Origin of the sequence: Streptomyces sp. NPDC050548, assembly GCF_044457385.1 — a bacterium.
In the GTDB taxonomy this organism is placed as follows: Bacteria; Actinomycetota; Actinomycetes; order Streptomycetales; family Streptomycetaceae; genus Streptomyces.
Genome location: NZ_JBITGV010000016.1, coordinates 115,952 through 128,899, shown reverse-complemented (window position 1 = coordinate 128,899; position 12,948 = coordinate 115,952). Strand labels below are relative to the sequence as shown.

Below are 12,948 nucleotides of genomic sequence, written 5' to 3'. Positions count from 1 at the left end.
ACGATCAGCCGGCGTTCTGCACCGTGATCGGGTCACCCACCCGGACCGTGCCCGCCTCCAGGACGTCCAGGTACACGCCGAGGCACGAGAGCCGGCCCAGGTCGAAGACCGGTACGCGGTGTTCCCGGGCGACCGCGCGCATGATGCCGGGGTCCGGCGGCAGTTCGTCGTGGCCGAGGGTGGGGACCACGCAGCGGGGTGTCGGCACCAGGACCCGGAACAGGGCCTCTCCCACCCGCAGGCACGACCCCACCCAGGCGTCCTCCGGGAAGCCGGGTCCCCCGGAGGTGTCCACGACCAGGTTCGGCCGGAAGCGGCGGGCGTCGAAGTCCCCCGCCGGGTGGACGGTGCGCATCCGGTCCAGGGCCGCGGTGGTGACGAGATGGACCCGGCCGAAGTCGAAGAACGCCCCCGGGGCGACACCGCCCGTCGTGATGCTCTCCCCGGTGACGTCGACGGTCGCCGACTCCCGCACGGAGTCCGGGACTCCGCCCTCGTACTCGGGCACCGCGCGCTCCAGCCTGCCGTCCTCCGGTACGACGGCGGACAGGAAGACCTGGCGGCCCAGGAGTTTGGACAACTCCCCGTCCAGGTCCGGGTCTTCGACCGGGAAGGGGGTGCCGTCCGGCAGTACGACCCGCACCACGCCGGAGTCGTCGATGTGGCTGCGGCAGCGCAGCAACTCGCCCCATTTGCGCGGGTGTTTGGCGCTGCCCACCGCGCCCGTCCCGTCGAGGACGGCGTAGACCCGGTCCCCGGAGAGCCCTCGTTCCGTGACCGCCACGGCGATCACGGGCTCGCCCACCATCGACTTCACCGGATAGCGGTACAGCGCCGCGACAGTCCCCATGGAGCAATCCCCTTTAGAGAGTGAGGAGTTCCTCGTAGAAGCCGCCGAACTGCCTTTCCTCGTCGATGAGATGGATCTCCAGGATCCAGTGGCAGTCGCGGCCGGCCTTGTCGGTGCGGCGCATGGGGGTGACGTTCTCCGGAGTGACGTACGACTCGACGTGCGCGCCCTCGATCGTCTCGTGCGGGAACTCGCCGACCAGGTGTCCGGCGTGCCAGCCGCCCAGCTCCCAGCCCGCCTTCTCGGCGAGGCGGACGACCTCGGCGTACAGGCGCTCGCCGGTGATGTCCGGGGTGCTCTCGAAGAAGCTCCGGCCGGCCGCGAAGACCTTGGGCAGGTCGTCGCGCAGCCGGTGCTTGACCGGGTCGTCGCCGAGGACGAAGGTGCGGCCGAAGTCGGCCTCGTACTCCTCGAAGATCGGCCCGAAGTCGGCGAACACGATGTCGTCCGTGCCGATCACCCGGTCCGGCGGGTTCTCCTTGTACGGCTTGAGCGTGTTCGGTCCCGAGCGCACGATCCGCTTGTGCCAGTGCCGGGTGGTGCCGAACATCTCGTTCGCGAGATCGCGGATCCGGTCGCTGACCGCGCGCTCCCCCTCGCCGGGCGCCACCAGCCCCCGCTCCTCGATCTCCGCGAAGAGCAGTGCGGCCTTGGCCTGGGCATCGAGCAGTCGTGCGGCCCGCGTGGGTTCGTCGTCAGCCATGGGCCGAACCTAGCCAGCCCGATCACTGTCGGCAACGGCATTCCGTATGCCGGGCTCACCGCACCCCGAGGCGCGGGACGACGCGTTCATCCGGCGACGCGGGTCGCGCGGGCCAGGAAGTGGTGCGGGGCGTCCTCGTAGCGGGACAGGTCCCAGCCCGCCGTGCGCAGGGCGGGGCGCAGTTGGTGCTCCGCGAGCGGGTCGTCCGGGTCGAGGGGGCGGCCGTGGCGCGCGGCGCGTTCGGCGCGGCCGGAGGGGTGGTAGAGCAGGAGGGTGCCGTCGGGCGCGGTGACGCGGGCCCATTCGCGCAGGGCGGTCGGGGAGTCGGGTACGTGGTTGATCAGTCCCGCGCTGAAGACGGCGTCGAGCACTGCGGTCGGCAACGGCAGCCGGCAGGCGTCGGCCAGCAGCAACTGCCCGTCCTTGTCGCGACCTTCGCGCAGGGCGGCGGCGAGCATCGCGGGCGTGAGGTCGATGCCGAGGACGAGGCCCGCGTCGCCGACGTGTGCGCGCAGTGCGGGCAGCGCCCGGCCGGTGCCGCAGCCGAGGTCCAGGACCCGCGCGCCGGGGCGCAGTTCCATCCGTTCGACGGCCGCCGCGTACCGGGGACCGTCGTCCGCGAACCGTTCCTCCCAGGTGGCCGCCCGCCGGGTGAAGAAGTCGCGCGTCGCCGTCTGCTCGGCTCGCGCCGCGACGAAGGCGGCGAAGCGCTTGAACACACCGTCGCGATGGCGGGCCAGTACGGCCAGTTCGGCGGGCGCCGACTCGACCAGACCGGGAGCGGTGGCCGCTTCCTCCGGGAAGGCGTCGGCGAAGGCGCCGACGGCCGTCTCGTCCACCTCCAGGTGGAACTGCGTTCCCCACGCCGAACCGCCGATCCGGAACGCCTGCACGGGGTACCGGTCGCAGGAGGCCAGCAGGGTCGCCCCGGCCGGCAGGTCCATCGTGTCGCCGTGCCAGTGCAGCACCCGCAGCCGCTCGGGAACGCCCGCGAAGAGGGTGTCGGTGTGTGCGGCCCGCGTCATCCGTACGTCGGCCCAGCCGATCTGCGCGCCGTCGCCCGGCCGTCCGGCGCCGCCCGCCGCGACGGCCAGCAGCTGCGCGCCGAGGCACACGCCCAGTACGGGGATGTCGGCGTCCAACGCGGCGCGCAGCAGCGCCAGTTCAGCACTACGGCTCGGAAAGTCGTCGTAGGCGGTCATCGGCCCGCCCATCACCACCAGGCCCACCAGGTCGTCGGCTGTGTCCGGCACCGGGTCGCCCGCCCAGGTCCGGCAGACCCGGGTCGGCAGCCCGGCCGCTTCCAGCGCGGCGCCGATGGCGTAGGGGCCTTCATGCGGTGCGTGCTCCACGATCTGGATCACGGGCGACCACCTCCCGCACGACCGTACCCGGACGATGGCCGGAACCAAACGCGGATACGAGACGAAGAGACCGTCCCACCTCGCAATTGCCAGGACATTCCTCTCATTGCCCGGGCGTGGGCGAACAGCCTCGCCACAACGACGGGAATCCGGCCATCACCCTCCCCGTTCGCGGGTCCCTCCGATTTGCCAGAACGAGGGAAACTCCCAGGTGGCGGATGCGACGGGGTCCCTGACGGGTGCGGCCGGAGCGGCTAGCTTGTGGACGCACGGCCGGTGATAGATCCGGCAATCCAGAACTTTTCTCTGTGAGGCGTTCCGTCATGACCTTGAGCATCCGCAACCAGATTCCCGGCACCGTCACGGCCGTCACGCCCGGCGCGGTGATGGCGACCGTGAAAGTGCGCCTCGACGGCGGCCAGGACCTCACCGCGGCGATCACGCTGGAGGCCGTGAAGGATTTGGGGCTCGCCGAGGGTACGGCCGTACGCGCCATGATGAAGTCCACCGAGGTCGCGCTGGCCACCGGCCGGGTGGAGGGGCTGTCCATCCGCAACCAGTTGCCCGGCACGGTCAGCGACGTCGCCACCGGCGGGGCGATGGCCGTCGTCAAGATCACGGTCGACGGGGGCGAGCTGACCGCGGCGATCACCAAGGACGCGGTCGGCGACCTCGGTCTGGCGGAAGGTTCACCGGTCGTCGCGCTGATCAAGTCGACCGAGGTGTCCCTGGCGACCGTCTGACCCGTACGGGGTGTGGGGCCGGGGATCAACGCCCGGCCCCACACCCGGACCCGGCCTCGGTCGCGTCGGCCGGGAGCGCCTACGCTGCTCGGGAGAGGTAGCCGTAACCAGGTCACCGGTGTGGAAGGGACGTCCCGCGTGGCAAGCGACCGGCAGGGCACGGCCGAGGCCGCCGCCGACGCGGACCGCCGTATCCCGCCCGGCCAGCGCCATGTGCACGGCTGGCCGGTCTCGCACTACGGGCCCGTCCCCCGCTTCCGCCCCGACCGCTGGAACCTGCGGGTCCACGGCGCGACCGCCGACGGCGCCGAGCACAGCTGGACCTTCGACGAGCTGGCGCCCCTGCCGCATGTCACGGTCGTCGCCGACCTGCACTGCGCGTCGGGCCCGACCTCCACCGACCACGAGTGGTACGGCATCCCCGCCGGCGCGCTTCTGGACCTGGTCCCGCCGGCGCCGGAGGTCACGCACGTCATGGCCTGGGCGGAGTACGGCTATTCCGCCAACCTCCGCCTGGCCGACTTCACGGCAGCGCAGACCCTGCTGGCCACCCACCACAACGGCGAGCCCCTCACCGCCGAACACGGCTTCCCGCTGCGCCTGGTCGTGCCGCACCTGTACGGCTACAAGAGCCCCAAGTGGCTGCGCGCCGTCGAGTACCTCACCGAGGACCGCCGCGGTTTCTGGGAGGAACGCGGCTACCACAACATCGCGGACCCGTGGAAAGAGCAGCGGTACTCCTACCAGGAGCAGGACGAGGACGGGTCGGGCCCGAACAACTGAAGGTCTGCGATCTCCCCCTGCGGTCCAAAACCCGCCCTGCCGCCCGACGATCACTGCACGTACGCTCGCTCCCATGGTTGCGCATCGCATGGTTGACGTGAACGGCATTCGGCTGCACATCGCCGAGCAGGGCGAAGGCCCCCTGGTGGTTCTCCTGCACGGCTTCCCCGAGTCCTGGCACTCCTGGCACCGCCAGTTCGGCCCCCTGGTCGACGCGGGCTTCCGCGTGGTAGCCCCCGACCAGCGTGGATACGGGAGCAGTGACCATCCCGACGACGTCGACGCGTACACCATCCTCCACCTGGTCGGCGATGTCGTCGGTCTGATCAAGGAGTTGGGCGAGGAGAAGGCGTATGTCGTCGGACACGACTGGGGCGCGCCAGTCGCCTGGCACACCGCGCTACTGCGGCCGGACATGGTGCTCGGGGTGGCCGGTCTGAGCGTGCCGCCGCCCTTCCGGGGGCCGCACCGTCCGTTGGCCATGATGCGGGAACTGTTCGGGGGGCGGTTCTACTGGAACTACTTCGAGCGTCCCGGTGTCGCCGACGCCGAGTTCGACAGGGACACCCGTGCCACGCTCCGCAAGTTCTTCTACTACGCATCCGCTTCGGCATCCCCCTCCGGTGAGATCGCCCAGCCGATGGTCGACCCCGAGCGTGGCTGGCTCGCGGACATGAAGGACCCCGAGGTGCTGCCGGAGTGGCTCACCGAGGACGATCTGGACGCGCTCGCCGAGAGTTTCTCCGGGGGCTTCACCGGTGCCCTGAACTGGTATCGCAACCTCGACCGCAACTGGGAACTCACCGCGCCGTGGGACAACGCCGTGGTCACCCGGCCCTCCCTGTACATCTACGGCGACCGCGACCTCGTCCCCGCCTTCCCCGGCGCCCGCGACCTCATCGAGCAACTGCCCGCCTTCATGCCCAACCTGCATCGCAAGCCCGTCGAACTCGCCGACTGCGGCCACTGGACCCAGCAGGAACGCCCGGACGAAGTGAACGCGGCACTCATCGACTTCCTCACGGCCTGAGCCATGGAGTTTCTCTGCTACCACCGCGACCGGCCCAACTCCCTTGCCCTGCGCCATGAGTTGCTGCAGGAGCACTGGTCCTACATGGACCGGTACGCGCAGGAGATGATCGCCCGGGGCCCGACCTTTTCCGACGACGACGTCCTCACGGGCAGCGTGCACATCCTCGACCTGCCCTCTCCGGCCGCCGCCCGCGTGTTCGCCTTCGACGAGCCGAACTACCAGGCCGGTGTCTACCGGGACGTGCTGCTCCGCCGCTGGCGGAACGCGCTGGGACGCACCATGTGGGACTTCCCCGGTGGCCGGACCGGCGGCGACCGCTACCTGGTGATCGGCCTCGGCACCGGCCCGGCGGCGGACCTCGCGGTCCCGCCTGCCCGGGACGAACTGATCGCGTACGGACCGCTGTTGTCCGACGACGGCACCCGCTGGCTCGGCACGGCGGCGCTGCTCCGGGCAGTGGACGCCAAAGCGGCGCGTGCCGTGCTGACGGAGGACCGGTACGCGGACATCGAGGTCCACAACTGGCAGTTCGGCGGGCGGCCGTCCTGAGCCGGGTGCGGGCGTACCGCGTGAAGCGACGCGTCCCGGGTAGGAAACGGGGTCGGACGCGGCCGGACCGACGGTTGCTCCTTGTACGAAGGGAACGGTGCGGAGATGGCGCTGGAGCAGACCTCCGAGGAACTGGTGGACGCGGTCGTCGTGAACGACGGACAGCTGCTGCTGGTGAATGTGCAGGGCGGTTGGGGTCTGCCGTCCGGTGTCCCCGAGGAGGCCGAGACGGCACAGGCCACCGCCGCTCGCGTGGTCTATGAACTCACGGGCTATCTCGTGGACGGGTCGAGCCTCCTGGAGCCGGGGTCTGCCGTGGTGTGTCACCTGTTGAGCCAGGATCCGTCCGGTGAGGCCCAGCTCACCGCCGGGCAGCTCCGCTGGGCGCCCTTCGCCGAAGCAGTCGACATCGACGGTGGGCTGTCCGCGCCGGTGCGCGCCTACCTGGAGGGCCATACACCCGTGTAGGGAATACCGGTCCGCCCGCGTGGTACCACTGGTACCGTGAACGTCATGCCGAACACGCCGAAAGCCATGAACCTCCGCTTCCGAGACCCCCGGCAGCGCGCGGCCATCGAGGCGGCGGCCAAGCAGGCCGGCGTCAGCCTGCAGGAGTACATCCTCTCGGCCGCCTACGCGCGGGCGACGGCGGTCGAGGAGCGGTTCCTCGCGGGCTTCAAGGAGTCCATGGCGCGCAGTGGCGCGGCGTTCGCGGCCGAGCCGGGCACCGCGGACGCCAGTGCGGAGCAGCGGGCGGCCGAGGCGGACGCGCTGCGTGAACTCGAAAGCCGGGAGCAGGGGCACGCCGCGTGACCCAGCCCGAACCACCGCACACGCTGGACGTCACGTTCCTGCTGCACGCCGCCGAACTGCTCGACCGCGATCCCCAGGTCGACGACTACGGCCCGCTCTACGCCGCCGCCGCGCGCGTCGACGCCCGTGCGATGGAGCGCGACATCTACGGCTCCCTCCACCTCAAGGCGGCGGCGCTGCTCCAGACCCTGGCGAAGCTGCCGTGTCTGGAGCACTCCAACGAGGCCTTCGCCTGGCATGCCACCGAGGCCTATCTGATCCTCAACGAGCGCCGCCTCGACTACCCGCCCAAGGCGGCCGTGGCGCTCGTGCGCGACGCGGCCTCCGGACAACTGGGCCTGCCTCGGATCGCGCGCCAACTGCGCGAGTGGACCACCGCCTGAGCCTCCCGGCCCGGCCTCAGGACGTCGCCTTGCGGATGCGCGCGAGCAGGGTGCGCAGTTGTGCGCGGTCCTCCGCGTCCAGTTCGGCCGTCGCCTCCGCGAGCGCGAGGCCGTCGACCTCCTCGGCCTCGCGATGGCACTCCCGGCCCTTGTCGGTGAGGCGCAGCAGGAACGCGCGCCGGTCGTGCGGATGACGTAGGCGCTCCACCAGGCCGTCGCGCTCCAGGCTGTCGACGATGCTGGTCGTGGTCCGTGCCGCGACGCCGGTCATCTCGCTCAAGTCCCGCATGCGCAGCGGCTCTTCGGCATGGGCGAGCATCCGCAGGGCACGCAGCCGGGCGACCGAGGCGCCGTTGGCGCGCAGCCGGGTCTCCACGAACTGCCGTAGCCGATGGGTCGTCTCGTACAGCTCGTCGACCAGGATGTCGCTGCTGCCGTGCACTGCCATGACGTTCCCCGTTCCCCGTTTTCGCGGTGGGGATCGATTCTACGTTCCTCGACCGCGACCTATGAGCACACACATAGTGAGTATGCTCAGCATGTGCTGCTGTTCCGACGCCGTCCCGTCTCCTCCGCTTCCCCCGTCCCCCTCGCCTCCCGAATACGCCTCCGTCCGCGCCCTGGCCAGCGTCTGGTCGTGCCCGTCATGTGTGTCTGCGTGACGTTCATCGCGATCGTCGACGGAGCGATCACGACCGTCGCGCTCCCCTCCATCGCCCGCACGTTCCACCTGACCACGGCCGCCCTGGACGGTGTGGTCGTGGTCTACCCGGTCTGTCTGGCCATGGCCATCCCCGCCTCCGCCTGGCTGGTGGAGCGGTTCGGCGCCAAACGCGTGCTGCTCACCGCTCTCGGCGCCTTCCTCGGCTCGTCGCTGCTGTGCGGCGCGGCGGCCGACCTCGCCCAACTCGTCGCCTTCCGCGCGGTGCAGGGTCTGTCCGCGGGACTCCTCTTCCCCGCCGCGTCCTCGCTGCTCTACAGCACCTTCAACTCGTGGGAGCAGGTGCGGATCTCGCGCTACATGATCGTCCCGCAGCAGATGGCCCCGGCGGTCGCACCGATCCTCGGCGGCCTGCTGGTGGACCATCTGTCCTGGCGCTGGGTGTTCTACGTCAACCTGCCGCTGGGCGTGCCCGCCGTGGTGTTCGGCGCGGTCTTCCTGGCCGAGCACCGCGGTCACCGGCCCGGCCGTTTCGACCTCACCGGGCTGCTGCTGAGCGCGGCCGCTCTGGGTGCCGTGATGTTCGGGGTCAGCGAGGGCCCCAACCGCGGCTGGTCCTCCCCCGCCGTCGTCACCGCCCTCGTGCTCGGGGCGGTACTGCTGACCGTCGCCGTGCTCTTCGAACTACACGTCGCCGAACCCCTGTTGAGGCTCCGGCTCTTCGCGGACCGGCTCTTCCGGGACACCAACCTGATCAACCTGGTGGGCCTGGTGCCGATCCTGGGCGCCATGTACCTCGGCCCGCTCTTTCTCCAGCAGGGCCAGGGCCGTTCGGCACTGGAGTCCGGCACCAGCACCTTCCCCGAGGCCTTCGGGGTGCTGCTGACCGTCCAGATCGTCGGAGTCCTGTACTCCAGGGTCGGCCCCCGGATCATCATCGGCTGCGGCCTGGCCATGGTGAGCGGGGTCCTGCTGCTCTTCGCCACCTGCGACCAGGACACCGGCCTGTGGACGTTCCGTACCTACATGTTCCTGCTCGGTATCGGCATGGGCGGCGTCTTCATGCCGACCACGGTGGCCTCGCTGGCGACCGTCTCCCGCAAGGACCTGGCCCAGGCGTCGACGCTCAACACGGTCGTACGGCAGACCGGGGGCGCCTTCGCCCCGGCGGCGGTGACCACGGCCCTGGTGCTGAGCACGCCCACGGCAGCCGCGACGGATCCGCCCGTCACCGCCTACCAGCACGCCTATCTCGCCCTGGCCGCCCTCGCCGCGGCGACCTCCCTCTTCGCCTTCACCCTCCCCGACGGCCCGGCCCGCGCCGCCGCCCGTGGGACCACCGCGGCGGGCGGTACGGCTCCACGTCGGCGCCGGCACGAGGAGGCCCACTAGGACCTGACCGGCGGAGCAGGCCGCAGGAAACCGACAGTGCCTGCTCAGCGCCGGTGAGCGGGGTCTGGTGCGTCCGACTGCAAGGCGGAGGAGACGTTGACATCAGCGCAGGTGGGCGTACCAGACCCCGCGTCCGCTACAGGATCCGCCGGACAGGTCCTAGCCGTCCCGCGCACTCAGGGGCTGACCGGTGAAACCGACCAGGAATCCCGGGAGTTGAGTACGGCGGTTGTACACCCGGCGAGTTGTTTGTAGCCCTGGGAGACGGCCGTCGCTTGCTCCGCGGGCACCGGGCCGCCGGTCTCCTCGGCCAGGGCGATGATCTTCTCCGGGCCCAACTCGCGGTTGGCCAGGACCAGTTGGTTCAGGGGCTCGCGGCGCAGCTCCTCGTACCGCGCCAACGCCCTTACCGGGTCGTCGTGGTGGGCGAGGGCCCAGGCCAGGACGCGGGCGTCGACGATGGACTGGGAGCCGCCGTTCATGCCCATGGGATACATGGGATGGGCGGCGTCTCCGACCAGCGTCACCCGGTCGAAGCTCCAGCGCGGCAGCGGGTCGCGGTCCACCATCGGATACTCGTGGATGCCGGTGGACTCGCGGATCAGTTGGGGCAGGTCGATCCACGGCAGACTCCACTCGGCCACCCCGGCCAGCGCCTCGTCCACGGCGACCGGGCCGTAGGAGGCGTCCGTTCCTCCGCCGGGCCGCGGGCCCCGGAGTTCCAGCACCCAGTTCATCAGTGTGGGCCCGCCCGCGACGGCCGGGTCCTCGACGGGGTAGGCGACGAACTTGTCCCCGGGGCATCCTCCGGCCACCACGATCGACCGCCCGCCGAGTATGTGCGGATACCGGCTCATCCCCCGCCACATGCGCACCCCGTTCCCGCTCGGGGCGCCCTCGCCGGGGTGCAGTCGGGCCCGCAGCCGGGAGTCGATGCCGCGGCGCCGACGAGGACATCGGCGTCGATCACCACCGATCCCCCGGTGTTCCGGTCCGTGAAGTGGGCCGCCACGCCCCGTTCCTGGGGCTCGAAGCGTTCGAAGACCATGCCCGTACGGATCGCGTCCGGCCCGACGCGGGTACGGACCGCGTCCAGGAGCATCATCTGCAACCTGCCCCGGTGGACGGAGTATTGGGGCCACTTGTAGCCGGCCGCCAGACCCAGCGGTTCCTCCCAGATCCGGCGCCCCCGGCGATCGCAGTAGACCAGCCGCTCCGGCGGCAGCGCGATGGCGGCCAGCTCGTCGCCGAGGCCGAGTTCGGTGAGTTCACGCACCGCGTGGGGAAGCAGGTTGATGCCGACGCCGAGCGCCCGCAGTTCGCGCGCGGACTCGCACACCACCGGTGTCATTCCCGCGGCACGCAGACTCAGCGCAGCGACAAGGCCGGCGACTCCGCCGCCCACCACGACGATCTTCACATGTTCTCCCTTGCGTTCCGCGCCGCCAACTCACCCTGGAACCTTGCCGGTTCGGGCAACGAGGCCGGGCCGGGGGTCGGCTCGCCCCCCCACCGCCACCATATCCGGAGGGATCATCTCCAGGTAAGCTGACGGCGTTGCGCGACGGCGTGATCCCGCCAGGAACAGCACCGTCCGTGGTGGATCGGACCCCAGAGAGGAACCCCCGATGACAGACCCGAACAGCCGGGACCTCTTACTGCAGGGCAGCACCGCCGAGGCACAACTCGTCCGGGTGGCAAGGAACTTGGCGCCTGTCGTCGCGGCCCACGCCGAACGGACCGAGCGACAGCGCACCCTGGCCGGACCGAGCGCGGAGGCACTCCGTGAGGCCGGGCTCTTCACCATGGGAACACCGCCCCGCTACGGCGGCCATGGCGCCGGTGTGCGCACCGCCGTCGACGTGTGCGCCGAGCTGGCCGCCGGCTGCGCGTCCAGCTCCTGGCTCGTCGGCATCGTGTACGGCGCCGCGCTGTTCGCCTCACAACTGCCCGAAGAGGTCCGCACCGCGATCTGGAAGTCCGACCCCGACACCGTGCTCTGCGGCGCCGCCAATCCCTCCGGCTCGGTCACGGCGGTGCCCGGCGGCCTGGAACTCGACGGCCGGTGGCCGTGGATCTCCGGCATCGACCACGCGGCCTGGGTGCTGCTGGGCATCGTCCGCGAGGACCGCGGCGGGCCGGAACGCGGGCTCGCCCTCGTCCCCGCGTCCGCACTCACCGTGGCGGACACCTGGCACATGGCCGGGATGCGCGGCACCGGGAGCCGGACGGCCGTGGCGAGTCGACTCTTCGTCCCGGACGAACAGTTCGTGTCCTTCGCCGAGATCGCCGAGGGCATCGGCATCCGGCGGCATCCGGGCGAGGCCCGGGTCATCTTCCCCATGTCCATCAACCTGCCGCTGGTCGGCACCGGCGTCGGCATCGCCCGCGGCGCGCTCGAACGCGTGGTCCGGGACCTCGCGGGAGGAAAACGGTCCGTGTCACCCCTGCACGCCCTGACGGCGGAAGCCGCCCCGCACCAGTTGAACGTCGCCCAGGCCGCCACCCTGATCGACACGGCCACGCTGCACCTGCGGCGCGCCGCCGACGAGATCGACGAAGCCGCGCGCGCCGGACGGCGCCCCGACCTGGAGACCCGGGCACGGCTGCGGATGGACGGCAGCCACGCGATGCGCTGTGCCCGCGAGGCGATCAGCATCCTGCTCGACACGGCCGGCGCGAGCAGCTTCTCCGACGACTCACCGCTGCAGCGCGCCTGGCGCGACATCGGGACGGCCTCCCGGCACGCGGCACTGAGCGTCGAGACCAGCCGCGAGCTGTACGGCCGCGTCCTGCTCGGCCGCTCCCTCCCCCACACCGACGTCGTCTGAATCCCGTACCGACATCCAGCAGACCAAGGAGACCGGACCGGTGGCCGCACCCCGACCCTCGACAGACCCGACCCGACCGACAGCGGAACGCCGGGTGGCCCTGGTCACCGGTGCCGCCCGTGGCATCGGCGCCGCCATCGCCGCCGAACTGCACCGACGCGGCCTGCGGGTGGCGCTGCTGGACCGGGACGACACCGGCGCGCGGGCCCTGGCCAAGGAACTGGCCCCCGACGGGGACACGGCCATGGCGGTGGGTGCCGACGTCGGCGACCCCCGGGAGACGGAGGACGCGACGCGCGCGGTGTCCTCGGCGTGGCACAGCCCCGACGTGCTGGTCAACAACGCGGCGCGGACCGCACCCGGTTCGGTGTGGGACGTCGGACTCGACGAGTGGGACACCCTCATGGCCACGAACCTGCGCAGCGTCCTCGTCCTCACCCGGCTGTGCGCACCGCCGATGCGCGAGCGCGGCTGGGGCCGGGTGATCAACCTCGCGTCGCTGGCCGGGCAGCAGGGCGGGCTGGTCGCCGGGCCGCACTACGCCGCGGCGAAGGCGGGTGTGCTGGTGCTGACCAAGATCTTCGCCCAGGAGCTCGCGCCCCACGGCGTCACCGTCAACGCCGTCGCTCCCGCCGCCGTACGGACACCGGTCATGGACGAGCTGCCCGCCGAGGCGCTGCGGCGGGCGGCCGACCGGATCCCCGTGGGCCGGTTCGGGCGGCCCGAGGAGGTGGCCGCGCTGGTGGGTCATCTGGCGGGGGACGACGCCGGGTACATCACCGGTGCCACACTCGACGTCAACGGTGGCTCGTTCATGCGCTGACGGTGGCAGCCTGGCACAGA

Annotated in this window: 14 protein-coding genes and 1 pseudogene; 10 read left to right on the top strand and 5 right to left on the bottom strand. The window is 71.3% G+C overall.

Going from position 1 to position 12,948, the window contains the following annotated elements; genetic code table 11:
• Positions 1-4 precede the first annotated feature (4 nt).
• The 3 genes from ACIBJH_RS35830 to ACIBJH_RS35820 all read right to left on the bottom strand — a co-directional run bounded on the left by ACIBJH_RS35830 (position 5) and on the right by ACIBJH_RS35820 (position 2,917).
• Positions 5-850, bottom strand: coding sequence for an MOSC domain-containing protein (locus ACIBJH_RS35830; RefSeq protein ID WP_399121123.1), 846 nt, complete (start codon positions 848-850; stop codon positions 5-7).
• A gap of 13 nt (positions 851-863) precedes the next feature.
• Positions 864-1,553 (bottom strand): M24 family metallopeptidase, encoded by a 690-nt coding sequence (locus tag ACIBJH_RS35825; protein WP_399121122.1) that lies wholly within the window; start codon positions 1,551-1,553, stop codon positions 864-866.
• Between the two features lie 86 nt (positions 1,554-1,639).
• A complete protein-coding gene (locus ACIBJH_RS35820) occupies positions 1,640-2,917 on the bottom strand; it encodes a methyltransferase domain-containing protein (RefSeq protein WP_399121121.1) in 1,278 nt (425 codons plus the stop codon).
• A 323-nt stretch (positions 2,918-3,240) separates the two neighbouring features.
• Here ACIBJH_RS35820 and ACIBJH_RS35815 point away from each other — a divergent pair, with 323 nt between their 5' ends.
• From ACIBJH_RS35815 to ACIBJH_RS35785, 7 genes are all read left to right on the top strand, one after another.
• On the top strand, positions 3,241-3,660 hold the full coding sequence (locus ACIBJH_RS35815) for a molybdopterin-binding protein (RefSeq protein WP_399121120.1): 420 nt from the start codon (positions 3,241-3,243) through the stop codon (positions 3,658-3,660).
• A gap of 138 nt (positions 3,661-3,798) precedes the next feature.
• Entirely contained in the window at positions 3,799-4,443 is a 645-nt protein-coding gene (locus ACIBJH_RS35810) for a molybdopterin-dependent oxidoreductase (protein WP_399121119.1), read from the top strand.
• A gap of 73 nt (positions 4,444-4,516) precedes the next feature.
• Positions 4,517-5,473: an alpha/beta fold hydrolase gene (locus tag ACIBJH_RS35805; RefSeq protein WP_399121118.1), complete on the top strand. Its 957-nt coding sequence runs from the start codon at positions 4,517-4,519 to the stop codon at positions 5,471-5,473.
• Between the two features lie 3 nt (positions 5,474-5,476).
• Positions 5,477-6,025 carry a YciI family protein gene (locus ACIBJH_RS35800; RefSeq protein WP_399121117.1) on the top strand — a complete coding sequence of 183 codons (549 nt, stop codon included), beginning with the start codon at positions 5,477-5,479 and terminating at the stop codon, positions 6,023-6,025.
• 81 nt (positions 6,026-6,106) lie between these two features.
• Positions 6,107-6,493 carry an NUDIX domain-containing protein gene (locus ACIBJH_RS35795; RefSeq protein WP_399121116.1) on the top strand — a complete coding sequence of 129 codons (387 nt, stop codon included), beginning with the start codon at positions 6,107-6,109 and terminating at the stop codon, positions 6,491-6,493.
• Between the two features lie 66 nt (positions 6,494-6,559).
• Positions 6,560-6,838 carry a DUF1778 domain-containing protein gene (locus tag ACIBJH_RS35790; RefSeq protein WP_399121232.1) on the top strand — a complete coding sequence of 93 codons (279 nt, stop codon included), beginning with the start codon at positions 6,560-6,562 and terminating at the stop codon, positions 6,836-6,838.
• The gene (locus ACIBJH_RS35785) at positions 6,835-7,221 is read left to right on the top strand and encodes a fic family toxin-antitoxin system, toxin component (protein ID WP_399121115.1); all 387 of its coding nucleotides are present in this window, start codon (positions 6,835-6,837) and stop codon (positions 7,219-7,221) included. Before ACIBJH_RS35790 ends, ACIBJH_RS35785 begins: the two co-directional genes overlap by 4 nt.
• Positions 7,222-7,237: 16 nt before the next feature.
• On the opposite strand, the gene ACIBJH_RS35780 is transcribed toward ACIBJH_RS35785, so the two are convergent.
• A complete protein-coding gene (locus tag ACIBJH_RS35780) occupies positions 7,238-7,669 on the bottom strand; it encodes a MarR family winged helix-turn-helix transcriptional regulator (protein WP_399121114.1) in 432 nt (143 codons plus the stop codon).
• A 198-nt stretch (positions 7,670-7,867) separates the two neighbouring features.
• On the opposite strand from ACIBJH_RS35780, the gene ACIBJH_RS35775 reads away from it, so the two are divergent.
• On the top strand, positions 7,868-9,274 hold the full coding sequence (locus ACIBJH_RS35775; protein ID WP_399121231.1) for a DHA2 family efflux MFS transporter permease subunit: 1,407 nt from the start codon (positions 7,868-7,870) through the stop codon (positions 9,272-9,274).
• A gap of 176 nt (positions 9,275-9,450) precedes the next feature.
• Here the strand turns inward: ACIBJH_RS35775 and ACIBJH_RS35770 are convergent.
• Positions 9,451-10,694 (bottom strand): annotated as a pseudogene (locus ACIBJH_RS35770) (FAD-dependent monooxygenase).
• 208 nt (positions 10,695-10,902) lie between these two features.
• Here ACIBJH_RS35770 and ACIBJH_RS35765 point away from each other — a divergent pair.
• Together ACIBJH_RS35765 and ACIBJH_RS35760 are read left to right on the top strand one after the other, a co-directional pair.
• The gene (locus tag ACIBJH_RS35765; RefSeq protein WP_399121113.1) at positions 10,903-12,105 is read left to right on the top strand and encodes an acyl-CoA dehydrogenase family protein; all 1,203 of its coding nucleotides are present in this window, start codon (positions 10,903-10,905) and stop codon (positions 12,103-12,105) included.
• Between the two features lie 40 nt (positions 12,106-12,145).
• Positions 12,146-12,928, top strand: a complete 783-nt coding sequence (locus ACIBJH_RS35760; protein WP_399121112.1) for an SDR family oxidoreductase — start codon at positions 12,146-12,148, stop codon at positions 12,926-12,928.
• Positions 12,929-12,948: the final 20 nt, after the last annotated feature.

Coding starts and splice junctions, on each gene's coding strand:
- ACIBJH_RS35780 (WP_399121114.1), bottom strand. CDS start 7,669: ATGGCAGTGCACGGCAGCAGCGACATCCTGGTCGACGAGCTGTACGAG.
- ACIBJH_RS35825 (WP_399121122.1), bottom strand. CDS start 1,553: ATGGCTGACGACGAACCCACGCGGGCCGCACGACTGCTCGATGCCCAG.
- ACIBJH_RS35815 (WP_399121120.1), top strand. CDS start 3,241: ATGACCTTGAGCATCCGCAACCAGATTCCCGGCACCGTCACGGCCGTC.
- ACIBJH_RS35800 (WP_399121117.1), top strand. CDS start 5,477: ATGGAGTTTCTCTGCTACCACCGCGACCGGCCCAACTCCCTTGCCCTG.
- ACIBJH_RS35765 (WP_399121113.1), top strand. CDS start 10,903: ATGACAGACCCGAACAGCCGGGACCTCTTACTGCAGGGCAGCACCGCC.
- ACIBJH_RS35830 (WP_399121123.1), bottom strand. CDS start 850: ATGGGGACTGTCGCGGCGCTGTACCGCTATCCGGTGAAGTCGATGGTG.
- ACIBJH_RS35790 (WP_399121232.1), top strand. CDS start 6,560: ATGAACCTCCGCTTCCGAGACCCCCGGCAGCGCGCGGCCATCGAGGCG.
- ACIBJH_RS35775 (WP_399121231.1), top strand. CDS start 7,868: ATGTGTGTCTGCGTGACGTTCATCGCGATCGTCGACGGAGCGATCACG.
- ACIBJH_RS35805 (WP_399121118.1), top strand. CDS start 4,517: ATGGTTGCGCATCGCATGGTTGACGTGAACGGCATTCGGCTGCACATC.